Here is a 24,398-nt window from a genome sequence, read left to right as displayed (position 1 = left end):
TTGGCAACTCAGAGTGAGCGTCGGGTAGTTTTTTTCGATTTAGATGGCACGCTGCATCAGCAGGATATGTTCGGCAGCTTCTTGCGCTACTTGTTGCGCCATCAGCCCCTCAATCTGTTACTTGTCATTCCGCTTCTGCCGGTGATAGGTGGCGCGTTATTGTTTAAGGGGCGCGCCGCTCGCTGGCCAATGAGCCTGTTGTTGTGGGGCGCAACCTTCGGTCACAGCGAAACGCGCCTCAAGCAACTGGAAACGAATTTCGTGACGTGGTTCCGTGAGCGCGTGACTGCATTCCCCGTAGTACAACAGCGCCTGACCGATTACCTGACCAGTTCAGATGCTGATGTCTGGCTTATCACCGGCTCCCCACAACCGCTGGTGCAGCAGGTTTATTTCGATACGCCGTGGCTGCCAAAAGTGAAGCTTATCGCCAGCCAAATCAAGCGCTCCCACGGTGGGTGGGTACTCACATTGCGTTGCCTCGGGCATGAAAAAGTGTCACAGCTGGAACAACAAATCGGCACGCCACTGCAACTCTACAGTGGTTACAGCGACAGCAATCAAGACAACCCGCTACTCTTTTTCTGCCAGCACCGCTGGAGGGTTACACCGCAGGGTAATCTCCAGCAACTCGAATAATTCCGTCTATTGTAACGACTGTGTATAATGCGCCGCCCTAAGCTAGCCCGGAGAGTCCCTTGTCAGAAAGTGAATTTACCCACGAACACTGGATGCGTCATGCGCTGACCCTTGCACGTCGTGCGTGGGAAGAAGGTGAAGTTCCGGTTGGTGCGGTGCTGGTGCATAACAACCAGGTGATTGGCGAAGGCTGGAACCGACCGATTGGTAGACACGATCCGACAGCGCATGCGGAAATTATGGCACTGCGCCAGGGTGGGTTGGTATTGCAAAATTATCGCCTGCTGGAAACCACACTTTACGTCACCCTCGAGCCTTGCGTCATGTGTGCAGGCGCGATGGTTCATGGCCGCATCGGTCATTTAGTCTTTGGCGCGCGTGATGCCAAAACTGGCGCGATTGGATCGCTAATGGATGTGCTGGGCCACCCTGGTATGAATCACCAGGTTAATGTGACTGAGGGCGTAATGGCAGCAGAGTGTTCGGCAATGTTGAGCGATTTTTTTCGCGCTCGTCGCCTTGAGAAAAAGGCCCTAAAGGAAAAGGCCCGAAGTGCGGAGTAGCCTGATCTTCAGCGTCAGCGACGGGATCTTGTAGTGCATTTTCTTCTTCTTGTTTTTCCGTTTGCGCTATCAGTTTCTCTTTTTCGAGCAAATATCCCACCAGGCTAATGTAATATTTGCGGATATTCTCCACATAGGCATACGCCTCATGACCACGGGCGTAACCATACTTTGTTTTCGAGTAGTACTGTTTTTGGCTAAGTAGCGGCAGGCGCATTTTGACGTCCGCCCAGCTGTCCGGATTACCTTTTTGCTTCGCCGTCAGTTGACGGGCATCCAGCATATGAGCGTATCCCATGTTATAGGCGGTCAGCGCAAACCAAATTTGTTCATCCTTTGGCACACTGTCAGGGACTTTCGTCATCATATCTCTCAGATAACGGCTTCCTCCTTCAATACTTTGCTCTGGATCTAACCGGTCAGTCACTCCAAGGCTTTGTGCGGTATTTTTGGTCAGCATCATCAACCCACGCACACCGGTTGGCGAGGTCGCCTGGTTATCCCAATGTGATTCCTGATAAGAGATGGCAGCCAGCAAACGCCAGTCTATTTCGGTGGCATGTTTTTCAAAGAGTGGCTGTAGCTCTGGCAGCACGGAATCTACCGCTTTGAGGAAGGTGCGGGTATCGACATAATCAAAATCGCCAACATGGCCGAGATATTTTTCTTCGAGGCGCGCAAAGGTATCGTCGCTATTGAGACGGTTATAAAAGTCGAGCAGGGCAGCGGAAAGGCTGTCGTCGCTATCTAATGCGCTAAACCACGTCACCGGCTGCTCGTCGGTGATATCCAGTGCGACAGCCAACTGTGGATGAACGCGCTGGAAGGTGCTGATTGCCACGGAATCGGCAATGGTAAATGCAATCTTCCCATCCACGACTTGCTGCATCAGCTCTGTACTGCTGAGCTGATTATCAATGCGCCAGCTTAAATCCGGGTATTTCTGTTGTTTAAGTTTGTTCAATGCACCCAGCGATGTGACACCAGGTGACAGCACCAGCTGGTTTTCTTTGATGCTAGCCAACGTCTTTGGGCGTTGGCTACCCATGCGATAAACCATCTGCTGGGAAACGGAATAATATGCCGGCCCCGCCTGGTAATGCTGGCTACGTTGTGTGTCATACACCAGACCCGCTGCGATAATATCGGCCCGGCCACTATCAATGTCGTCAAACAGTTCCTGAATATTTGGGCGAACAGTCACTTCCAGCTTCACGTCCAGATACCTGGCAAACTGTTCCGCCAGCTCATAATCGAGGCCAATTTTTTTACCCTGATAAAGGGTGTAGGTCAGCGGAGACTCAATAGTACTGACGCGCAAAACCCCCCGCGCTTGAATGGCGGCGATGCGGTTTTCGGCTTGTCCGAACCAGGGAATGGAGGGCCAGAGCGCCACTGCCAGCAACACGGTTACGGCACCGATAAGCAGATAATTAATCTTAAATCTTTTCAAGTATTTAATCTGCAACGAGGCGTCGAGTTTTCGCTAACAACAGAGCATCAAAAATGGAGGTTATACAATAAGGTGTGGCGCATTTTGCTTAACAAAACGCCACTGTGCAACTTATTCAACATTTATGGCTAAATTCTCGCCACTGAAAACTAATCCGTTTATTTATACGCAAACGGTTTCGTCAAGGCCGCGGATTCTCTATAATGGCGCCCGTTTTCCCCTTGCGCCCACTGAAGCGTCCCCCTGGCGTTTCGAAGACGAGAGATCTTTGATGATGGAAATTCTGCGTGGTTCGCCCGCTTTATCGGCATTTCGTATTAACAAATTACTGGCCCGCTTTAATGACGCCAACCTTCCGGTCAGCGACATTTATGCCGAGTATGTTCACTTTGCCGATCTTGACGCGCCGCTGAGCGCTGATGAGCAAACCCGTCTGCAACGGTTGTTGAAATATGGTCCAACCCTTGCCGACCACGCCCCGACCGGCCACCTGATTCTGGTCACGCCGCGTCCTGGTACCATCTCACCCTGGTCCTCTAAAGCGACTGATATTGCCCATAACTGCGATTTAGCCAAAGTTAAGCGTCTGGAACGCGGTGTGGCTTATTACGTGTCTGGCAGCACGCTGACAGATGCACAGCGCCAGCAAGTTGCCGCACTACTGCATGACCGCATGATGGAAAGCGTGTTTGACTCGCTCAATGATGCCCAGCAACTGTTCTCTCAACATCAGCCTGCTCCAGTGCAAAGTGTTGATCTGTTAACGCAAGGTCGCGAAGCGCTGGTTGAAGCTAACATCCGTCTGGGTCTGGCACTGGCAGAAGACGAAATCGATTATTTGCAGGATGCGTTCAGCAAACTGGGGCGCAACCCGAACGATATCGAGCTGTATATGTTCGCGCAGGCTAACTCCGAACATTGCCGCCACAAAATTTTCAACGCCGACTGGATTATTGACGGCGTAGAACAGCCTAAATCGCTGTTTAAAATGATTAAAAACACCTTTGAGAAAACCCCGGACTACGTGTTATCGGCTTATAAAGATAACGCCGCAGTGATGGAAGGTTCGGTCGTCGGGCGTTTCTTTGCCGATCATGAAGCGGGCCGCTATGACTACCACCAGGAAGATGCGCACATCCTGATGAAAGTCGAAACCCACAACCACCCAACTGCTATTTCCCCATGGCCGGGTGCGGCGACCGGTTCCGGTGGCGAAATCCGTGATGAAGGTGCGACAGGCCGTGGTGCTAAACCTAAAGCCGGTCTGGTCGGTTTCTCGGTTTCCAACTTGCGTATTCCTGGCTTTGAGCAGCCGTGGGAAGAAGATTTTGGCAAGCCAGACCGTATCGTAACGGCGCTGGATATTATGACCGACGGCCCATTGGGCGGTGCGGCATTTAACAACGAATTTGGTCGTCCGGCGCTGACGGGCTACTTCCGTACTTACGAAGAGCAAGTCAACAGCCACAACGGCGTAGAACTGCGCGGTTACCACAAGCCAATTATGCTGGCGGGCGGTATTGGCAACATTCGTGCTGACCACGTTCAGAAGGGCGAAATCACCGTTGGCGCGAAACTTATCGTGCTCGGTGGCCCATCCATGAACATCGGTTTGGGTGGCGGTGCTGCTTCTTCTATGGCTTCAGGTCAGTCTGACGCGGATCTGGATTTTGCATCCGTACAGCGCGACAACCCAGAAATGGAACGTCGTTGCCAGGAAGTTATCGACCGTTGCTGGCAGTTGGGCGATGCCAACCCAATCCTGTTTATTCATGATGTCGGCGCGGGTGGCCTCTCCAACGCAATGCCAGAACTGGTGAGCGATGGTGGGCGTGGTGGGCGTTTCGAACTACGTGACATTCTGAACGACGAGCCGGGCATGAGCCCGCTGGAAGTATGGTGTAACGAATCCCAGGAACGTTATGTCCTGGCGGTTGCTCCAGACCAGTTGCCGCTGTTTGACGAACTGTGCCGCCGCGAACGCGCGCCGTACGCCGTCATTGGTGAAGCCACCGAAGAAAAACATCTGACACTCAACGATAGCCATTTCGACAACCAGCCGATTGATATGCCGCTGGACGTTCTGCTTGGTAAAACGCCAAAAATGGAACGTAACGTTGAAACCCTGAAAGCAACAGGTGATGCGCTGGATTGCCGCAATATCACCATTGCTGATGCGGTCAATCGCGTGCTGCACTTGCCGACCGTGGCAGAAAAAACCTTCCTGGTCACCATTGGCGACCGTTCGGTAACCGGTATGGTTGCTCGCGACCAGATGGTTGGGCCGTGGCAGATTCCGGTCGCTAACTGTGCGGTCACCACCGCGAGCCTCGATAGCTACTACGGTGAAGCGATGTCTCTTGGCGAACGCGCACCAGTTGCATTGCTGGACTTTGCGGCATCAGGTCGCCTGGCGGTTGGTGAAGCACTGACTAACATTGCGGCGACGCAAATTGGCGCGCTGAACCGAATTAAGCTCTCGGCAAACTGGATGTCCGCAGCCGGTCACCCTGGTGAAGACGCCGGTCTTTACGAAGCCGTGAAAGCCGTGGGTGAAGAACTTTGCCCAACGCTCGGCCTGACTATTCCGGTGGGCAAAGACTCCATGTCGATGAAAACCCGCTGGCAGGAAGGTAACGAACAGCGTGATATGACTTCTCCGCTGTCGCTGGTTATTACTGCATTTGCCCGTGTGGAAGATGTTCGTCGTACCGTGACGCCACAACTGCAAACTGAAGATAATGCCTTATTGCTTATTGATTTAGGCGCAGGCCACAACGCATTGGGCGCTACCGCGCTGTCTCAGGTTTACCGTCAACTGGGCAACAAACCTGCGGACGTGCGCAGTGCTGAACAACTGAAAGGCTTCTTTAACGCGATTCAGGCGTTGGTTGCCGAGCAGAAATTGCTGGCCTACCACGACCGTTCTGACGGCGGCCTGCTGGTGACACTGGCCGAAATGGCCTTCGCGGGTCACTGCGGCGTGGAAGCTGACATCGCAACCCTCGGTAAAGACCATCTGGCAGCACTGTTCAACGAAGAGTTGGGCGCAGTGATTCAGGTTAAAGCTGCTGACCGTGATGCGGTTGAGAAAACCCTGGCAGAGCATGGCCTGGCTGATTGTGTTCACTTCCTCGGTAAAGCCGTGGCGGGTGACCGTTTCACGCTGACGGCTGACGGCCACGCGGTATTTAGCGAAAGCCGAACGACGCTTCGCATGTGGTGGGCAGAAACCACCTGGCAGATGCAGCGTCTGCGCGACAACCCAGAGTGTGCCGATCAGGAACATGAAGCGAAAGCCAATGACAACGATCCTGGCCTGAACGTTAAATTGAGCTTCGATATCAAAGAAGATATCGCAGCACCGTTTATCGCGACGGGTGCGCGCCCGAAAGTTGCCGTACTGCGTGAGCAGGGCGTTAACTCACACGTTGAAATGGCTGCGGCCTTCCATCGTGCGGGCTTTGATGCCATCGATGTGCATATGAGTGACTTGCTGGCAGGCCGTCGCGGTCTGGAAGATTTCCAGGCGCTGGTAGCTTGTGGTGGCTTCTCTTACGGCGACGTACTGGGCGCAGGCGAAGGTTGGGCGAAGTCCATTCTGTTTAACTCCCGCGTGCGTGATGAGTTCGAAACCTTCTTCCACCGTCCACAAACCCTGGCGTTGGGCGTGTGTAACGGCTGCCAGATGATGTCGAACCTGCGTGAACTGATTCCGGGCAGCGAGCTGTGGCCGCGTTTTGTGCGCAACCATTCAGACCGCTTTGAAGCGCGCTTCAGCCTGGTGGAAGTCACTTCTAGCCCGTCGTTGCTGCTGCAAGGCATGGTGGGCTCGCACATGCCAATCGCGGTTTCTCACGGTGAAGGGCATGTTGAAGTACGCGATACGGCACATCTCGCGGCACTCGAAAGCAAAGGTCTGGTGGCGCTGCGCTTTATCGACAACTTCGGCAACGTGACACAAAACTACCCGGCGAACCCGAACGGTTCACCAAACGGCATCACGGCGGTCACCAACGAAAGCGGGCGCGTCACGATTATGATGCCACACCCGGAGCGCGTGTTCCGTACCGTTAGTAACTCCTGGCACCCTGCTGAGTGGGGCGAAGATAGCCCGTGGATGCGTATTTTCCGCAATGCGCGTAAGCAACTGGGTTAATTAACCACCCTCATCCTGACCTTCTCCCTGAGGGAGAAGGGACTTTGACTTTCCCCCTCTCCTGGGGGCTGTCTCTTAGTCACATCTTTGAGGGCCGCTCCCGACGGCTGGACCCTGCCACCTGGAGTCAAAATGGAGGCGATTTAAGCCGGACCAGAAATTCAAGGTCAAAGTCAAAAACCAGGCCGGTTTTGACCTTGTTCCCGGCTTCAATCGCACCGTTTTTCGCCCTTCAGTCGGGGGCACGTGGTCGGGAACCTCGTGAGAGAGCGATCGTCGGGAACGAATCGCGAACGACCCCGAATGAAGGGTAAAAAACGGTGTTTACCGCTTTAGCGGCGATTGATTTGCCGAGCGCCTGGATTATCAAGGTGTTGGCGTTAACACCTTGATACGTTCACCGTTTTCAGGAATTAAAGAGATAGCTGAACGCACGGGTGAACGGAATACCTGCGAGGCTAACAGATCTTACCCTGACAAAATTGCCAGGGTAAGTTGTGTATGTATAAGAGACAGCTCCCGTGTGAGAGGGCCGGGGTAAGGGCAAACAAATATGTCCCCAATCCCCGACACTACCTCACCCTGAATGTCTCCTAAAGGAGACATTTATCTTATTGATTTAAAGTGGTTTAATTTTTCATTAATAATATTGTTGCAAATTAGCGACACCATGTGCAAAAAACAAACAAATTCATAAACAAGCATTACTGCAAATAAACATAATAAAAACATTTAGTTGTCTATTTTGTAGCAAATGTGGCACACATACTGCATAATACTGCGCAGTGGCTCATTCACCTTCTTATGTCAGCCCCCGCAAGGGTAGTGCTACATAAACCATAGAATGACGCACACAAGGTGCCTGCCGTCCGACTTTTGATTATTGCCAGCTTCGTGCTGCTTTATCATGCTCCGGGCGAAACGTTGAGTAAGGCACCGCCTGATTTCAGAACAAAGGCAGAGATTATTCTCTGCCTTTGTCATTTCTGAACTTTAAACTCCCCCCATTCCCAGCTAGCATCGAATTATTCACAATCCCAATGAGATGAAGCTATTGAACCAGTGGCATTTTTTCCCGCGCTCTTTACGCCAGCTTGTGATGATGGCTTTTTTGTTGGTGTTGGTGCCGCTGCTGGTTCTGGCATGGCAAGCCTGGCAAAGCCTCAACGCACTTAGCGATCAAGCGGCACTCACCAACCGCACTACGCTGGTGGATGCCCGTCGTAGCCAGGCTATGACGAACGTGGCGCTGGAAATGGAACGTAGCTACCGGCAGTACTGTGTGCTGGATGACGCCACGCTTGCCACGCTTTATCAAGGGCAGCGTAAGCGTTATGCGCAAATGCTAGAAGCCCATCAAGGGGTTTTACCGGACAATCAACTTTATAGCGCTCTACGCCAGTCGCTAAACGATCTTGCCGAAATACAATGTAAAAATAGCGGGCCAGATGTCGCCGCTTCTGCACACCTTGAAACCTTCGCTACCAAAAATGCCGAAATGGTACAAGCCACACGCGCGGTGGTCTTTTCCCGTGGGCAACAACTTCAGCAAGAAATCGCCGAGCGCGGGCAATTCTTTGGCTGGCAGGCGCTGGTTTTGTTTCTGTTGAGTTTCGCGTTGGTAATGATCTTTACGCGCATGATTATCGGTCCGGTAAAAGGCATTGAGCGGATGATTAATTTGCTTGGCGAAGGGCATTCACTGGGCAATACGGTATTGTTTAAAGGCGGGCCGCGCGAACTGCGTTCTGTCGGGCAGCGGATTGTCTGGTTAAGCGAGCGCTTGTCGTGGCTCGAATCCCAGCGCCATGAATTTTTGCGCCATATTTCCCATGAACTAAAAACGCCACTCGCCAGTATGCGTGAAGGCACCGAACTGCTTGCCGACCAGGTCGTCGGGCCACTGACTAACGACCAAAAAGAAGTGGTAGAAATTCTCGATAATAGTAGCCGTCACTTACAAAAATTGATTGAGCAATTACTGGATTACAACCGCAAACTAGCGGATGTTCCGGTCGAACTTGAAAAAGTTGAGATCAAACCGCTGATGGATGTGATTATCGCCGCTCACAGTTTGCCAGCACGGGCTAAAATGATGCGTACCGAGTGCCACTTTAGCCCGCAGGCTTGCCTCGCGGAACCCATGTTGTTAGCCAGTGTGCTGGATAATCTCTATTCCAATGCGGTGCACTATGGGTCTGAATCCGGTACCATTTATCTGCGAAGCTCGCAGGTCGGAAACATGCTACTGATTGATGTCGCGAATACCGGCGACCCCATTCCGGCTGCAGAGCGAGAGATGATTTTTGTACCTTTTTATCAGGGAAGCCACCAGCGTAAAGGTGCGGTAAAAGGTAGCGGTCTGGGTCTGAGTATTGCCCTGGATTGTATTCGTCGCATGCGTGGCGAATTGCACCTGATTGACGATGAAACGGCAGATGTTTGCTTCCGGATCGAGTTACCTGTATTTCCCGAGAAAAATAAAAAATGAAAGTGACGATTTTTAGTCCGCTGTCAGCATTGCTACTGCCCTTGTTGCTGGCGAGTTGTGTACAAAACACAGCACCGAAAGATGTTAAACACCCGCCACACGTTGAAGAACCAGAACAACAACTGGCTGATTACCTGTCGACGAATTGTGATGATATCTGGCAAAACCAAAGCCAGGATTCCATGAGCAACCCGCTGTACTGGCTGCGTGCGATGGATTGCTCTGAACGTTTAGCGCCCGCAGAAGCACGAGCGGAAGCCCGTCGCTGGCCGGCCGATAACTGGCGTGACACCTTCAAGCGCGGCATTTTGCTCTCTAACGCCAAAATTTCCCCCACTGAACGTCGTCGTTACATGACGAAGTTGGATGCCATGACCGCTGATGTCCCGGCGCAAGTGCGTTCGTTGTTCCAGGTCTGGCGTGATGGCCAGGCTTCTCTACTGGCGCTTTCTGACGAACGCTCGCGCTATAGCAAATTGCAGCAAAGTTCAGACAATGAACTCGATACGCTGCGTGAGCAGCAGCAACGGCTCAGAAGCCAGTTAAGTTTGACCACCCGGAAACTGGAAAACCTTACGGATATTGAACGCCAGCTTTCGAACCGTAAACCGGCCGTTGCCGAACTACCGGACAACACCAAACCCGCGCAGGAGGCGAAACCATGACACAGCGTAAACCCGCCAGATTGCTGTTGGTTGATGACGATCCTGGTCTGCTAAAACTTCTTGGCATGCGTCTGACCAGCGAAGGTTACACCGTCTCAACCGCGGAAAGTGGTGCTGAGGGGTTGCGTCTGTTGGGTCGAGAAAAAATCGACTTGGTTATCAGCGATCTGCGAATGGATGAAATGGATGGGATGGCATTATTTGCCGAAATCCAGAAAGTGCAGCCAGGGATGCCGGTCATTATTTTGACCGCCCACGGCTCTATTCCTGACGCGGTTGCCGCCACACAGCAGGGTGTTTTTAGCTTCCTGACCAAACCCGTTGATAAAGACGCGCTCTACAAAGCCATCGACGATGCGTTGTCGCACTCGCACATCGCCGGAGATGAAATGTGGCGCGATACTATCGTCACCCGCAACCCAGTCATGCAGCGTTTACTGGAACAAGCACGCATGGTCGCGCAGTCTGATGTTAGCGTGCTGATTAACGGGCAAAGCGGTACTGGTAAAGAAATTCTCGCCCAGGCGATTCATAACGCCAGCCCACGCAGCAAAAAGGCCTTTATCGCCATTAACTGTGGCGCGTTGCCGGAACAATTGCTGGAATCTGAACTGTTCGGCCATTCACGCGGCGCATTCACCGGCGCAGTCAGCAGCAGAGAAGGGCTGTTCCAGGCGGCAGAAGGCGGGACATTGTTTCTTGATGAGATTGGCGATATGCCGATCCCGTTACAGGTTAAATTGTTACGTGTGTTGCAGGAACGCAAAGTGCGCCCATTGGGCAGTAATCGCGACCTCGATATCGACGTACGTATCCTGTCGGCAACTCACCGTGATTTACCCAAAGCGATGGAGCGCGGCGAGTTTCGTGAAGACTTGTTCTATCGCCTGAATGTGGTGAGTCTCAAGATCCCGGCACTGCATGAACGCGCCGAAGATGTACCGTTGCTGGCAAATCACCTGTTACGGCAATCAGCCGATCGCCATAAACCTTTCGTGCGTAGTTTCTCGACCGACGCCATGAAACGCCTGATGGCAGCAAGCTGGCCGGGTAACGTGCGCCAGTTAGTCAACGTGATTGAACAGTGCGTGGCCCTGACTTCCGCTCCGGTTATCAGCGAAGCGTTGGTTCAACAGGCGCTGGAAGGGGAAAACACCGCACTGCCGACTTTTGTCGAAGCGCGTAATCAGTTTGAGCTGAATTACCTGCGCAAATTGCTGCAAATGACCAAGGGAAATGTCACTCAAGCGGCACGCATCGCGGGGCGTAACCGGACAGAATTCTACAAACTACTCTCACGGCATGAACTCGATGCCAATGACTTTAAAGAGTAGTCTGTGGTAGTTTGAGCAATCGACGAAGTGCGGGATGACAGAGAGAATTATGAAAAAAATTGATGCGATTATTAAACCGTTCAAACTGGATGACGTGCGCGAAGCGCTGGCAGAAGTTGGCATCACCGGCATGACGGTCACGGAAGTTAAAGGTTTTGGTCGTCAGAAAGGGCATACCGAACTGTACCGTGGTGCTGAGTACATGGTGGACTTCCTGCCGAAAGTGAAAATTGAAATTGTCGTGACCGACGATATCGTCGATACCTGCGTGGACACCATTATTCGTACCGCGCAAACCGGTAAAATCGGCGATGGTAAAATCTTTGTCTTTGACGTGGCGCGCGTGGTGCGTATCCGTACTGGGGAAGAAGACGACGCCGCGATTTAATCCGCATCGTTTGCCCTCACCCTAACCCTCTCCCTCAGGAGAGGGGATTTTCTTTTCTCCCTCGCCCCTTTGGGGAGAGGGTCGGGGTGAGGGGAAAATCACATCACCTTATGCGGGCCAAAACACTCATAGTTAATTCGGCTCTGCTCAACGCCCAACGTCACTAACTGCTCCGCCGCAAAACGCATAAAGCTCACCGGGCCGCAGAGGTAAAACTGCATATCCGGCGTATTGATTTTGCTCTCCAGTGCAACCAAATCCATCAAGCCTTCGCTATCGAATTTTGACTGTGCACGGCAGTCCGCGCTCGGTGTGCGGTACCACACGTGGCTATCAAAACGTGGCAACTGCGCACCCAGCACATTCACTTCGTCGGCAAACGCATGCACGTCGCCATGCTCTGCGGCGTGGAACCAGTTTACAGGGGCGTGGTGGGCATTTTTCGCCAGCGTATCCAGCATCGCCAGCATCGGGGTCTGGCCGACGCCTGCGGAAATCAACGTCACTGGAGTTTGTGCGTTGACGTCCATAAAGAAATCACCCGCCGGAGCGGCAAGATGCAGTTCATCGCCTACTTGTGCGTGATTGTGCAACCAGCTTGAAACCTGGCCCTGGTCTTCACGTTTCACCGCAATGCGATAGCTTTTACCATCTGGCTTGCGGGTCAGTGAATACTGGCGAATTTCCTGATGCGGGAACCCTTCTGGTTTCAGCCACACGCCGAGGTATTGGCCAGGCTGATAATCCGCGACCGGTTTGCCATCCACGGGTGCAAATTCAAAACTGGTGATAAGCTGGCTTTGCGGCTCTTTTGCCACAATGCGGAAAGCACGCGTGCCTTCCCAGCCGCCATTTTTCGCCGCGTTATCCTGGTAGATTTCCGCTTCACGGTTGATAAACACACCCGCCAGCACGCCATACGCCTTGCCCCACGCATCCAGCACTTCCTGGCCTGGGCTGAACAGCTCATCCAGCGTTGCTAACAGGTGGCCGCCGACGATGTCGTACTGCTCAGGTTTAATCTGGAAACTGGTGTGCTTCTGGGCGATTTTTTCTACCGCAGGCAGTAACACCGCCAGATTTTCAATATTCGTCGCATAAGCACAGATGGCATTAAACAGCGCTTCACGCTGATCGCCATTGCGCTGGTTACTCATATTGAAGATCTCTTTTAGCTCAGGGTTATGGCTGAACATACGATCGTAAAAGTGTGCGGTAAGTTTTGGGCCGGTTGCTGCAAGCAGGGGAATGGTGGATTTCACAACAGCGATAGTCTGGGCATCAAGCATGGTATAGCTCCATTTTCTGACATTAAAATTTAATATTGCATTTAAAATACATCTTATAAAACTCTCCGCTAAAAAAAAAGCACTACATTGTAAATGGATACTGACTGAGTCGATTCGGCTCACAGAACGTGAAATTTATGCATGTTGATGATGAATTAATATCCGCTGAAATAGCTTGCCACTTTCCCCTTCAAACCCTTGCAGGACGCCAAGCCAATCGTTTGCGTAAAAACCTCTGTCAAGGCCTATCACCCAGCACTGTTTCGGTTTACACTGTTGCCCGTCGCCCAAAAGGGCACCCTCGTTGCTGTAAATTTTTACTGTTAGCTGAGTTTAGGAGATGCGGATGTTAAAGCGTGAAATGAACATTGCCGATTATGATGCCCAACTGTGGCAGGCTATGGAGCAAGAAAAAGTACGTCAGGAAGAGCACATTGAACTGATCGCCTCCGAAAACTACACCAGCCCGCGCGTGATGCAGGCTCAGGGTTCTCAGTTAACCAACAAATATGCAGAAGGCTACCCAGGCAAACGCTACTACGGCGGTTGCGAATATGTTGACGTGGTTGAGCAATTGGCTATCGACCGTGCAAAAGAGCTGTTCGGCGCTGATTACGCTAACGTGCAGCCGCACTCAGGTTCACAGGCTAACTTCGCGGTCTACACCACGCTGCTGGAACCAGGCGACACCGTTCTGGGTATGAACCTGGCGCACGGCGGCCACCTGACTCACGGCTCTCCGGTTAACTTCTCCGGCAAGCTGTACAACATCGTTCCTTACGGTATCGATGAATCCGGTCATATCGATTACGCAGATCTGGAAAAACAAGCCAAAGAACACAAACCGAAAATGATCATCGGTGGTTTCTCTGCTTATTCTGGTGTGGTTGACTGGGCAAAAATGCGTGAAATCGCCGACATGGTTGACGCGAAACTGTTCGTTGATATGGCACACGTTGCGGGTCTGATTGCCGCAGGCGTTTACCCGAACCCGGTTCCACATGCTCACGTTGTGACTACCACTACGCACAAAACGCTGGCAGGCCCACGCGGTGGTTTGATCCTCGCTAAAGGCGGCAGCGAAGAGCTGTACAAGAAACTGAACTCTGCAGTATTCCCAGGCGCGCAGGGCGGCCCACTGATGCACGTCATCGCGGGTAAAGCTGTCGCACTGAAAGAAGCGATGGAGCCAGAGTTCAAAACTTACCAGCAGCAAGTGGCTAAAAACGCGAAAGCGATGGTTGCTGTGTTCCTGGAGCGTGGCTACAAAGTGGTGTCTGGCGGTACTGACAACCACCTGTTCCTGCTGGACTTGGTTGATAAAAACCTGACCGGTAAAGAAGCCGATGCTGCATTGGGTCGTGCGAACATCACCGTCAACAAGAACAGCGTACCAAACGATCCGAAGAGCCCGTTTGTGACTTCCGGTATCCGTATCGGTACCCCTGCGGTGACTCGTCGTGGCTTCACTGAAGCTGACGTTCGTGAACTGGCTGGCTGGATGTGTGATGTGCTGGATAGCATCAACGACGAAGCGGTTATCGAACGCACTAAGCAAAAAGTTCTGGATATCTGCGCACGTTTGCCTGTTTACGCATAATCCCAGACTTGTAAGAGTAGGTCGGATAAGCGCAGCGTCATCCGACACAACTGGTGGATGACGCTAACGCTTATCCACCCTACAAAACACATTTATCACCCTTTGTCAGCAATCTGAAAGCCCACATCATGTGGGCTTTGTTGTTTTTAGCGTTACTGCCGATCGCGCGTAATTGCCGAACATTTCTCAGCAATAGTCACGGTATCGCCATTTTTTGTTGCCTGGTTACACTCGTCCATTGGCGACATCGGCGGTGGCGTGTTAACGGTCTGGGCGGCACATCCGCTTAATAATATCCCGCAAAGTATGACTCCTGCTTTGAACATCACTTCACTCCTGATTTGAAAGGCGCGCGGCTATAAAGGGCAAATAACAAATCCTGGTTGGTAGCAGTCTGCCAGGTTTTTCCGTTGTCCACAGAATGGCGAAGTTCTCCGTTGGCGTAGGGATTATTTGTGCTTACCCAGAGGCTGTAACTGTTTTTTCCCGTAGGTTGAGAGGTTGATCCCTGTGAGCTGAAAATCAGCGCATAGCGTTTATGGATATCCAACCCCGTCAGACGCGGCCAGAGGGAGTAAACCGCCGGCCTGGACGGCAGATTAAACGGTGGCAGGGCTGCCGAAAACAGCGTTTGTGCCGGGTTACCTTTGCTATCGAGCAAGACAATCTGAATCCGGAAGTTATCTCCTGGCACCGCATCCACGTAGCGTTCAAACAACCAAAAATCGAGCTTTGGCAGATCGGGCTGTTGCAGGGTGAAGGTCTGCATCAATTGCTGCTCGCCCTGCATGTCTGTCCGTTCGCTGCCCGGCGCAATACTTTCCTGCACGATGTGCATGGCGGGGACTGCCGTGGTGTGCTGATAAACCTCAATTTCAGGCGCGTTAAGGTTCCCTTCGTGGTTTTCAAACTGAACTCGCAGACGACGAGCGCTCATCTCCGGGAACGAAAAGGTACGCTTATCACCGAGGATAAAGCCACGCGTTAACGTGTGCCATGCGCCGCCTTCCTGATAAGCCAGCGCATAATTGCGTATCGCAAACGGTGCAGGCTCTTTAACCACTATCTGGTTAAATTGCGTCAGCTTGCCCAAATCCAGTTCATAGCTGTTTATTCCTGCGGTAATCGTTTTGCCCTGCGCGAGGTTATCAGGCACCGGAATCGTCACGCCAGATTGTTTACTGAAGTGGAGCAGCGCGGTAGCCCCTCCCGCCAGCGGGTAGCTCACAACGCCGAGTTTTTGCTGCCAGCTTTGCCCGCTATAAAGTTCGGTTATCTGCCACTTGCTGCCTGCTTTAAGCCCCAGTGATGCAGGCGTGAGTTGCAAGGTTTGCGGTTTGCTCTGCCAGTTGGTTAGCCCAACATACACGCCGCCTTTATCGTCTTTTCGCACCAGCATCGCTGGGCTATGTTCGCCCGCGTGGTAGAAATTATTCATGGAAACAGGCCGTGCGGCACTGCCATCGGCGGCAACCTTCAGTAAGGCTTTATTTTCCAGCCATGCACTGCGGTCTTCATCGACAAACGGCAGATTATCGCCAACCAGCCAGTGGCCGCCGCCGAGGGCTACCGTGGTGGCAAGGCGCTGTGCGGCTAACTGGCCGTAGCGGTTATTACCCTGAATGATGTACTCCGGCAGGAACATATCGGCATCGTTATAATCGTATAGCGTGCCGTTGCTCCACCAGGAGGCTGCGCTGTTAAAGGCCTGGCGTTCGATACCACTGTAGTTTGCAACGCCCAGCGAAGTATCGCAGGCAGCGCGGCGGCCGTGAGTAAACGCGGCGGGCAGCAGTGGCGCAATGGATGCATTCAGGAATACCGGGCGGCCACTTGCCAGTACTTCGTCACGCATAATCTTCATGCCGATGCGGTAGTTCTGAATGCCGTTTACCGCCGGGTTGTGGTGTTTCCCTTCATACAAACCCATATCCAGGAAATCGAGCTTGATGTAGTCATACCCCCATGCGAGATAATTTTTGATATTACGCCGCACAATGTACTGCGCCGCCGGGTGTGACATATCCAGCGCGTAACTGCCCAGATAGGTTTTCACCAGTTGTCCTTTTTCATCATGCAGGCAGGCGTCGCGATGGGTATAACCCGTGTCGTCTACCGGCAGATCCAGCCAGTTTTCATAGACGGCAAAGGGCGTCAAATAGCCGCCCGCTTTCAGCCCCTTCTTATGCACATAGTCGGTGAAGGTTTTCATTCCCTCGGGATAGCCATCAGGCTGAAAACCACCGTCCATATTGATGTACTCGTACCCCAGCGGTTTGAGATTTTTAGCAACATAATCGGTGATGTCATACATATCCCGCGCTTTACCGTAGCTATCGTGCGAGTAAAACGCGTTAAATCCAACGGGCACCGCACCCTGCCAGTTGAGGCGGGGTTCACCCTGGTTGTAAGCTTTGCCGTAGCTTTCCAGCCCGTCGCGGTAATCGTTGAAGTAGCCGATAAAAAACAGATCCGAGCTAACCTGTTTGCCACTTTGGGTTCCGCCCCAGTTATAAAGTGCGAATTCGCTGAGCGCGCCATTCGCCTGCTGTGCTTCCCCCAAAAGCTGGCTACTTTTCCATTTCTGCACGCTTGCAGCCCCGGCGACTAAACCGTTGTGGTTGGTATTGTCGAATAGCGCGGTGACCCAATGGCTGACACCGTTGAACTTCACCATCGGTTCATCAGGGTTGGCAAAGCGATCCGTTCCGTTCTGGCTCAGGCCAAAATGATTTACCGCCGCTACGCCAAAGTCGAAATTATTGGAGTAGGGCGTGGTGTAAATTCGTTTATCGCCGCCTTCTCCAATATCGGCAAACGAGGCGCTGATGGGCGTAAGTTTGGTCACGTGCAGATTATTTTGTGCCGATACCTGCATGTCGCTGAGCAGCCAGCTTTTGTCGTTAAAAAACCAAAAACGTACCATCAGGGTGGAGCCGTCGGCAAAGCGGTTGTTCAAGGTCAGCGTTTCACCTTCACCGCGGGCCGGGTCTTTTACTTTCTGCCAAAGCGCGGTGCGGCCTACCGCTTTGGCACTGTCCAGACTTGCCTCGCTTAATTGTGCCGTACTACGAAAGGTTTTGATCACGGGGACATTGCCCCACAGCAAATCCCCCGTTCCCCGGCTGAGATCGTAATTCAATTTATACTCGCCGTGGCGCACCGTAACCTGCTGCCCCTGCTGAGAAAAATCGGCTGCGTGGGCGGCGTTGAATGTGATGAGGCATGCCAGAGTAAAGACTATTTTGTTCATCATTTTTCACACCTTAAAAGATTGAAAACGGTGCAATGACATTGAATTTGATATCAATTTCATCCTGAAACATATTGTTGTAGCCACCGCTGTAGTTTGGGTTGCTGCTGTGGTTGTCGTAATTGATGTAATGGAGATTGAACAACGTGCCTTTCAGGCGACCCGTTTGCACGACGTGGGCAATATTGAACGTCCAGGCCGATTCGTCGATGCGTTGGCTCTGGTCAGCCAGTTCGTCGTTGACGGTACACGTCGTGCAGGGCTTGCCGCCCCAGCCATAGGCGTAGCCTGCGCCAACCGCCCAGCCGGGAAGTTCGTAATTTTTCAGGTCATACGTCACGCCCGCGAAAACGGAGGTTTCACCGTTGGCGTCGAAGTCAGAAGCCGCATCCCACCAAATATCCAGCCGCCCGTTGGAGCTGGCGTAAGCCGGGGTAATACGTTGCAGGAAGAAGCCCTGATTTCCTTCGGCCTTGACGGTTTGCGCCTCCAGACGGAAATCCAGCGTGTCGAGTGTGTAGCCGAGCGTGATGCCTTGCAGCCAGGCCAGCCCTTCGTATTCGTCATTGACCGAGCCGTAGGCGGCAATGGAATTGTCACCGACCTGATCTCTGGCGCCGTAAAACTGATAACTCAGGCGCAGATCGTTGCCCGCGACAGGGAAGCTGTATGAAAGCTTGGTCATGTACTGATCCATAAAATCAGCGGCCTGCGCCCAGGAGGTTTCCAGCACCAGCTTATTTTTAAAGTCGTAGCGCATACCGAGGGCATGAACATAATCGATTTTGGTGGTGTTATCTGCGCCGCGGAATTCATACATTTCGGTGTACCACGGCGCTTTGTATTTATCAGACCAGAAATAAGAGCTGGAAAGCGCGCCGTACTGACCGAAGTCCCAGCTACCGCCCATTTCAGCGCCCTGATACGCACCGGGAACAAATCCCCAGTGCACGGCAAGCAGCGTTTGGCCGGAGGGCTGGATGTAACCGGCTCGCATCCAGTAATCGTCATGTTTTAATTTCAGCGCGGCTTTGTAGAGATTGAAACCGCCTTTGTCCCCGGACCAGTCTTCATCCCAACGCTGGTTTGCCGAACTTAAACTGATTTCATTGGGGTGTGCGGCATTGCCGGTGGCGAGGTTGACGGCGGCAAACCCGGCGACATCAAGGCCAATAAAACCCCCGGCATAACCTGAAACAAAATCGAGATTAGCGTTAAAGGTCGCGTGGTGAAGGTCTTCGACGTAATGGCCGTAATCCGGGCTGCCCACGGTCATATCGCGTTTGTCACGGTAACGCTGCGAGTAATAAATGCCGCCGGTTAAATGAGAGTCGTCCACGAAACCTTCGGCCTGGACGGGGGCCGATATCATCAGGGTGGGGGTTGTTGCCAGTATTGCGGCAAACAGGGGCCGTAAGGATATGTCACGCATAGGGAATCCTTCCATGAATATACCCGTCATACTTCGAGTCGCAGGGGTGTTGGCTGCAACTCGAATTATTTAGGGTTTAGAATAAGTAAGGAATGGGGCGATAAGCCCCCTAAAAAGCTATGGCAGGCGTTTCAGGTGCCAGATACGGCTGGTGTAGTCGCGGCTAAGTGGCGGATCGATATAAATCCCCCGATACATCAGCTCATCCCCGCCAATAGGCCGCGGCTGGTCGTCTACCTGATAAGTAGCCTGCGCATCCAGCCCGGCAAGGCGCACTTTACGTAATGGCGCAGAAGCCTCGCTGACCAGAGAAAATGCCATCAGCAATGCCTCGCTTTTATCCGGCGAGACAAACATCCACGCGGCAAAGTCCGGGTTCTGCCACGGGCTAACCAGCCGCCAGAAAGTGCCGAACTGCAACAGTTCGCGATGCTGCTTATAAAAAGCAATTTGTTCGCTCACCGCTTTGTCGCGCTCGGTATCGCTGCGCATCAAATCCAGCATCAGCCCATAGTTGCCGCTCATTGCCACTGCGCCCCGCATCTCCATGCTGGTGGATCGCCCCATTTGGTGATTGGGGACTTCCGATACATGTGCGCATTGCACAATCGGCGGGTAGAGCAGGCTGGTGGAATACTGAATATGCACGCGTGAAGCGGCGTCGGTGTTATCGCTCACCCAGGCTTGCGCCATGTAATGCAACATCCCCGGGTCGAAACGCCCACCGCCGCCCGCACAGCACTCAAAAAGAATATGCGGGAAGCGCGTGGTGAGAGCCTCGAGTAGTGCGTACAGCCCAAGTATGTAGCGGTGCGCCGTTTCCTGTTGGCGCTCGGGGCTGGCCGTGTGCGACCCCACTTCGGTCATATTGCGGTTCATATCCCATTTAATGTAATCAACAGGATGCTGCTCGAGGAAGGTGCTCATTTGCTCAAGAATATTGTTGCGCACTTCCGGGCGACCTAAATCGAGAATGTACTGGTTACGGCCCTCGGAAAGGGGCTGCTCGCCTGCGCTAAGTACCCAGTCAGGATGTAACGCAAACAGCTCACTGCGGCGGGAAATCATTTCTGGCTCAAACCACAGGCCAAACTTCATCTCCATTGCGTGCACCTGGTCGATTAACGGGCGCAGGCCGAGAGGGAATTTTTGCTGATTGACAAACCAGTCGCCGAGCGATGAGGTATCGCCGTTTCGCTCGCCAAACCAGCCGTCGTCAAGCATGAGCAGTTCCACGCCAAGCTGTTTTGCGTTGTGGGCAAAGTGCAGCAGCTTTTCTTCATTAAAATCGAAGTAGGTGGACTCCCAGTTATTCGCCAGAATCGGGCGCGTTTGATGGCGATGCTGGCCGCGCACCAGGTTATCGCGATAAAGCCGATGCAGCGCCTGCGAAAGCCCGTTAAGGCCGCAATCGCTCCAGGCCATTACCGCTTCTGGCGTCTGGAAGCCTTCACCCGGTAGCAATTGCCAGCCGAATCCGTGCGGGTTAATACCTAACAACACGCGAGTTTGTTTAAAGGCATCGACCTCGGTGCGGGCGGTGAAATTGCCGCTATAGACGAGGTGCATTCCCCAGGCTTCACCTTGCATTTCGGTGGTTTCCGGGCGCACCAGGCCGATAAACGGTTGTTGATGCGTGCTGCTGGCTCCGCGTTTGCTGTCCAGGACGCTAATGCCTGGGTTGAGCGGCTGGCGATGCCACTGGCGCTCGCGCGCCCAGGCTCCGGGAAACTGAATCTGCTCAAATTCGCCATCCGGGAAATCAACGGCACAACTCAGAGCGCGCAGCAGGCGTAACGGCTTATCACCTTTGTTAACCAGCCGCGCCGCGCGGGCAATAACCGGGAGGTCACGAAACACCGTATAGCTCAGCTCAACCTGCAAATGAGTCACCGGATCGGCAAGCGTGATAACCAGCGTTTCAGCTTCGTCAGGCGTTTCTACCCACGTTGCTGGCAGCCCTTCAGGGCGGGGTTTACCGGCAACTATCTGATGCGAAAGGTAGTGCAAATTGCTGACCTGGTTGCCATCCGCATAGCGCACCTCAAATGCCGGTTCGCGATAATCCCCTGCGCCGTGGCCGGGATACTCCTGCAAAACGGTATCGAGTGAAAATGTTCTGTCCGGCCAGTTTGCTGGCGTGGGTGAAAATGACGAACGATCAAGTTTTGGGTAATCGTGATACTGATTAAACGTGGCAATGCGTTTGCCCCAGTAGCAGTGAACCAGATAACGTTGGTGTTCAATCCCCATCACATAGCTAATTTGCTGATTGTGAAGGTGAAATGTTTGCTGTTGCGCATTCCAGGTAATCATACTTTCACCTCTTCAGGCTTGCTGGTATTACGCTGATGAATATCGTCGAGAATTTCATAAAAGCGTTTCTCGGTAATTTCATAACCGGCTAGTGGGATCAGGCTAATCAGCGTTAACGCACCAGGAATTAAGGTAAATAACAGGCCAATCCACATGGCTGTTTCCACCGCCTGTACCTGGTGAGGAATATAACCCGCCCACGACAGCATAAATCCGCCAATGGCACCGCCGATAGCGCCGGACAATTTGGTTTTAAAAATATTCAGTGAAAACACCATGCCTTCGGAGCGGTTGCCGCTGCGCCATTCGCCATATTCCACACAGTCTGCCACCATGGAATAAAGCGATATTTGCCCCACGCCACCACAGAATGGTGCCAGTGCGCCAATGATGAAAATAAGGGTGATGTTGGTCTGGAAAAAGAACAGCAACATACAGGCGGCAGCCATAATCGCGCTGCTATATAGTGCGGTGTTCTTCTTGCCTATTTTTGCGGAAATAAACGGCGAGACGACCGCGCCAGCAACCTGAGCAATCATTGAAACCGTGAGGAAAATACCCAGCATCATTTCGGCATTCAAATTATAAATGAAGAAATAAAGCTGGAAGGTGCCGCGAATAACACCAATCATTTCTAATAAAAACATACCGGTCAGCAGCAGACGTAACGGGCGATGTTGTTTTAATAAAGTCCAGAATCCTTTAAAACTTTGCCGTTCTTTGCGTGGTACGGAATATTTTTCTTTGACACCAAAGAATGTAATCAACATGCAGATTAAGAAAATAGCGCTGTAAATCACCGCCACGCCTGCCCAACTACCAACAAATTTGACCAACCACAGCGTTGCGGCACTGACAGAGAGAAAGCCAAAGGTGGCAATGGTGCGCGGGATAGTGATGACTTTACTGCGCTCGGTCGGGTCCTGCGTGATGGCGGCGGACAATGACCAGTAGGGAATATCGATAATGGCGAAGCAAATACTCCACAAAATATAGGTGGAGTAGGCATACGCCAGCTTTCCTGCTTCAGATAAGTCTGGGCTTAAGAAACAGGCGACCGTCGTCAGCGATACCAGAATACTGCCAATCAGAATCCATGGTCTGAATTTCCCCATTTTGGTGTGGGTATTATCTACCAGAATGCCAAGGGCAATATCTGTTGCACCATCAACCAGACGAGCGATTAAAAATAATAATCCGACGGCAGCGGCTTTAATGCCAAAACTATCGGTGTAATACAACATTAAGTAAATAGCGATAAACGCGTACATCACATTTGCGCCGTAACTGCCAATGCCATAGGAAATGGCGGTAGTCCAGGACACTTTGTCACGTGGATATCTATCTTTTTCAGTACCAGAACCTTCACTTGAACGGGCTAATTCCATTCGAACCACTCCTGTGTTAATGGAACAATTAACTCGGAAAGATATTCGGTAAATTAAGCTGATATGCCGAAGGTGGCTAAGCGTAGTGGATTAAAATCGGTGGGACTTTGCGCGGGGGTTTATATTTAACTAAACAGAGATTACTAATAATTGCAGTGAATTATTGAAATATGTCGGGTGGAAAAACAGGTTTAATATTTCCCACCCAGGTTTTGCTACTCTGCTTCCAGTGCATTTTCGACATATAAATAGCCAATTCCCATTATTTGCTGGGCACGAGTTAGCTTGCCAAAATTAATCTGCGTTGCTTTCACTTTCAGCGCATCGCCATGATCAAAGGGATTAAAGCCAATCTGCCGGTCAACGGTTGCCAGCCATTCATCACCAAACGCACAGCATCTGCCGTAAAACCAAATCTGATTGATATTCAGGATATTGAGAAAATTATACAGACTCAGCCCAATGGCATTGGCGGCGCTCTCAACCCAGCGCCGCACCTGCTCGTTGCCATCGTGCCAGGCGGCAATTAATTGCGTTGACGTCAATGTTTCAGGGTCAAGTTTAGGCGAGCTGGGTTGCGATTTAAGCCAGATGCGTGCCTGTTTTTTCAGCGCGCTAAGCGAGGCGACGGTTTCAAGGCAGCCGTACCTTCCGCAATCACACGCCATGCCGTCCGGGTTGACAATCGTGTGGCCAATTTGCCCGCTGCCGTACAGGCTGCCACGGTAAATCTGCCCGTTGATCACAAACGATGAACCGATACCGTAATCCACATTGATGACACAAAAATCCTGGCGGCTTTCCGGATTCTGCCATTTCTCCGCTAGCGCCAGCATCACACAATCGTTATCCACACGTACCGTAATACCCAGTTTTTCTTCCAGCAAGTATTTGATTTCAATCGGTTCACGCCACGGTGCTTGCGGCATGGTTTGTGAAACACCTGTCACCGGATCGACTTGCCCGTGTATGCCCAACGCCAGGTTAATGGTTTTTTTCGGCCAGTTTTTATGATGATGACGCCAGATATTCTCAATCGCTGCCAGCAAAACCTGCGGCGTGGCAGCATTGACATGAATACGTTCAAATTCGCCCAGTGGCGAAAGTTGCGCATCGCACAGTTGGCTCTCAATGCTGGTGGGTGTCACATTCATGCAAAGAATGAAATCACCGTCGGGTGGGATTTGGTAACTGCCGCTGTTAAGGCCGCGATTACTGAGATTTTCAGTGGAGTGGTTGAGCTTTCCATCATTCACTAACTCATCAAGAATCTTACTGACCGCAGGGATAGAAAGACCGGTGTACTGGGAAAACTGCGACTTACTGAGCCGCTTATGCTGCCACACCAGCTTCATCATGGTCTGGCGATTAACCTGCCGCACCCGCTGATTGTTCAGCCCTGAAATCTGCATTTCACTTAACTCCGTT

At 52.2% G+C, this 24,398-nt stretch carries 16 protein-coding genes; 8 read left to right on the top strand and 8 right to left on the bottom strand.

The features are described from left to right. Positions 1-639, top strand: coding sequence for a phosphatidylglycerophosphatase C (gene yfhb, locus EC843_RS08115; RefSeq protein WP_064544381.1), 639 nt, complete (start codon positions 1-3; stop codon positions 637-639). Between the two features lie 59 nt (positions 640-698). Next, positions 699-1,202, top strand: a complete 504-nt coding sequence (tadA, locus tag EC843_RS08110; RefSeq protein ID WP_074388536.1) for a tRNA adenosine(34) deaminase TadA — start codon at positions 699-701, stop codon at positions 1,200-1,202. Here tadA and mltF read toward each other — a convergent pair. Continuing rightward, positions 1,087-2,655, bottom strand: coding sequence for a membrane-bound lytic murein transglycosylase MltF (gene mltF / locus EC843_RS08105; RefSeq protein WP_064544383.1), 1,569 nt, complete (start codon positions 2,653-2,655; stop codon positions 1,087-1,089). The two genes, tadA and mltF, sit on opposite strands and share 116 nt — an antisense overlap. Positions 2,656-2,926: 271 nt before the next feature. On the opposite strand from mltF, the gene purL reads away from it, so the two are divergent. The 5 genes from purL (at position 2,927) to glnB (ending at position 11,692) form a co-directional block, all read left to right on the top strand. Continuing rightward, positions 2,927-6,814, top strand: coding sequence for a phosphoribosylformylglycinamidine synthase (gene purL, locus EC843_RS08100; protein ID WP_133522031.1), 3,888 nt, complete (start codon positions 2,927-2,929; stop codon positions 6,812-6,814). A gap of 1,054 nt (positions 6,815-7,868) precedes the next feature. Beyond that, entirely contained in the window at positions 7,869-9,305 is a 1,437-nt protein-coding gene (locus tag EC843_RS08095; protein ID WP_202914406.1) for a HAMP domain-containing sensor histidine kinase, read from the top strand. Continuing rightward, entirely contained in the window at positions 9,302-9,970 is a 669-nt protein-coding gene (qseG, locus tag EC843_RS08090; RefSeq protein ID WP_064544389.1) for a two-component system QseEF-associated lipoprotein QseG, read from the top strand. Before EC843_RS08095 ends, qseG begins: the two co-directional genes overlap by 4 nt. Beyond that, positions 9,967-11,304: a two-component system response regulator GlrR gene (glrR, locus tag EC843_RS08085; protein WP_064544391.1), complete on the top strand. Its 1,338-nt coding sequence runs from the start codon at positions 9,967-9,969 to the stop codon at positions 11,302-11,304. Before qseG ends, glrR begins: the two co-directional genes overlap by 4 nt. Positions 11,305-11,353: 49 nt before the next feature. Continuing rightward, positions 11,354-11,692 (top strand): nitrogen regulatory protein P-II, encoded by a 339-nt coding sequence (gene glnB, locus EC843_RS08080; RefSeq protein WP_002438074.1) that lies wholly within the window; start codon positions 11,354-11,356, stop codon positions 11,690-11,692. Positions 11,693-11,790: 98 nt separating this feature from the next. Here glnB and hmpA read toward each other — a convergent pair whose 3' ends face one another. Continuing rightward, positions 11,791-12,981: an NO-inducible flavohemoprotein gene (gene hmpA, locus EC843_RS08075; protein WP_133522030.1), complete on the bottom strand. Its 1,191-nt coding sequence runs from the start codon at positions 12,979-12,981 to the stop codon at positions 11,791-11,793. 346 nt (positions 12,982-13,327) lie between these two features. Between hmpA and glyA the strand changes: the two genes are divergently transcribed. Next, positions 13,328-14,581 carry a serine hydroxymethyltransferase gene (gene glyA / locus EC843_RS08070; RefSeq protein WP_121815087.1) on the top strand — a complete coding sequence of 418 codons (1,254 nt, stop codon included), beginning with the start codon at positions 13,328-13,330 and terminating at the stop codon, positions 14,579-14,581. A gap of 152 nt (positions 14,582-14,733) precedes the next feature. Here the strand turns inward: glyA and EC843_RS24525 are convergent, their stop codons facing one another. The 6 genes from EC843_RS24525 to EC843_RS08045 form a co-directional block, all read right to left on the bottom strand. Continuing rightward, the gene (locus tag EC843_RS24525) at positions 14,734-14,907 is read right to left on the bottom strand and encodes a hypothetical protein (protein WP_157092929.1); all 174 of its coding nucleotides are present in this window, start codon (positions 14,905-14,907) and stop codon (positions 14,734-14,736) included. Continuing rightward, positions 14,907-17,837, bottom strand: coding sequence for a hypothetical protein (locus tag EC843_RS08065; RefSeq protein ID WP_208111313.1), 2,931 nt, complete (start codon positions 17,835-17,837; stop codon positions 14,907-14,909). The genes EC843_RS24525 and EC843_RS08065 overlap by 1 nt, the downstream gene beginning before the upstream one ends. Positions 17,838-17,847: 10 nt before the next feature. Then, on the bottom strand, positions 17,848-19,206 hold the full coding sequence (locus EC843_RS08060) for an OprD family outer membrane porin (RefSeq protein ID WP_243739140.1): 1,359 nt from the start codon (positions 19,204-19,206) through the stop codon (positions 17,848-17,850). Between the two features lie 177 nt (positions 19,207-19,383). Beyond that, positions 19,384-21,582, bottom strand: a complete 2,199-nt coding sequence (locus EC843_RS08055; protein WP_133522028.1) for an alpha-galactosidase — start codon at positions 21,580-21,582, stop codon at positions 19,384-19,386. Beyond that, entirely contained in the window at positions 21,579-22,970 is a 1,392-nt protein-coding gene (locus EC843_RS08050) for a glycoside-pentoside-hexuronide (GPH):cation symporter (protein WP_064544403.1), read from the bottom strand. Before EC843_RS08050 ends, EC843_RS08055 begins: the two co-directional genes overlap by 4 nt. A 215-nt stretch (positions 22,971-23,185) precedes the next feature. After that, on the bottom strand, positions 23,186-24,382 hold the full coding sequence (locus tag EC843_RS08045) for an ROK family protein (protein ID WP_133522027.1): 1,197 nt from the start codon (positions 24,380-24,382) through the stop codon (positions 23,186-23,188). Positions 24,383-24,398: the final 16 nt, after the last annotated feature.

The sequence above is a fragment of the Buttiauxella sp. JUb87 genome, from assembly GCF_004361975.1.
Classification (GTDB): Bacteria; Pseudomonadota; Gammaproteobacteria; order Enterobacterales; family Enterobacteriaceae; genus Buttiauxella; species Buttiauxella ferragutiae.
This window is presented reverse-complemented; position numbering and strand designations above follow the sequence as displayed.

What these genes read in the sequence shown, in the direction of transcription:
- purL (WP_133522031.1), top strand. Translation starts at nt 2,927, where the DNA reads ATGATGGAAATTCTGCGTGGTTCGCCCGCTTTATCGGCATTTCGTATT.
- qseG (WP_064544389.1), top strand. Translation starts at nt 9,302, where the DNA reads ATGAAAGTGACGATTTTTAGTCCGCTGTCAGCATTGCTACTGCCCTTG.
- glrR (WP_064544391.1), top strand. Translation starts at nt 9,967, where the DNA reads ATGACACAGCGTAAACCCGCCAGATTGCTGTTGGTTGATGACGATCCT.
- glnB (WP_002438074.1), top strand. Translation starts at nt 11,354, where the DNA reads ATGAAAAAAATTGATGCGATTATTAAACCGTTCAAACTGGATGACGTG.
- hmpA (WP_133522030.1), bottom strand. Translation starts at nt 12,981, where the DNA reads ATGCTTGATGCCCAGACTATCGCTGTTGTGAAATCCACCATTCCCCTG.
- glyA (WP_121815087.1), top strand. Translation starts at nt 13,328, where the DNA reads ATGTTAAAGCGTGAAATGAACATTGCCGATTATGATGCCCAACTGTGG.
- EC843_RS24525 (WP_157092929.1), bottom strand. Translation starts at nt 14,907, where the DNA reads ATGTTCAAAGCAGGAGTCATACTTTGCGGGATATTATTAAGCGGATGT.
- EC843_RS08065 (WP_208111313.1), bottom strand. Translation starts at nt 17,837, where the DNA reads ATGATGAACAAAATAGTCTTTACTCTGGCATGCCTCATCACATTCAAC.
- EC843_RS08060 (WP_243739140.1), bottom strand. Translation starts at nt 19,206, where the DNA reads ATGATATCGGCCCCCGTCCAGGCCGAAGGTTTCGTGGACGACTCTCAT.
- EC843_RS08055 (WP_133522028.1), bottom strand. Translation starts at nt 21,582, where the DNA reads ATGATTACCTGGAATGCGCAACAGCAAACATTTCACCTTCACAATCAG.
- EC843_RS08050 (WP_064544403.1), bottom strand. Translation starts at nt 22,970, where the DNA reads ATGGAATTAGCCCGTTCAAGTGAAGGTTCTGGTACTGAAAAAGATAGA.
- EC843_RS08045 (WP_133522027.1), bottom strand. Translation starts at nt 24,382, where the DNA reads ATGCAGATTTCAGGGCTGAACAATCAGCGGGTGCGGCAGGTTAATCGC.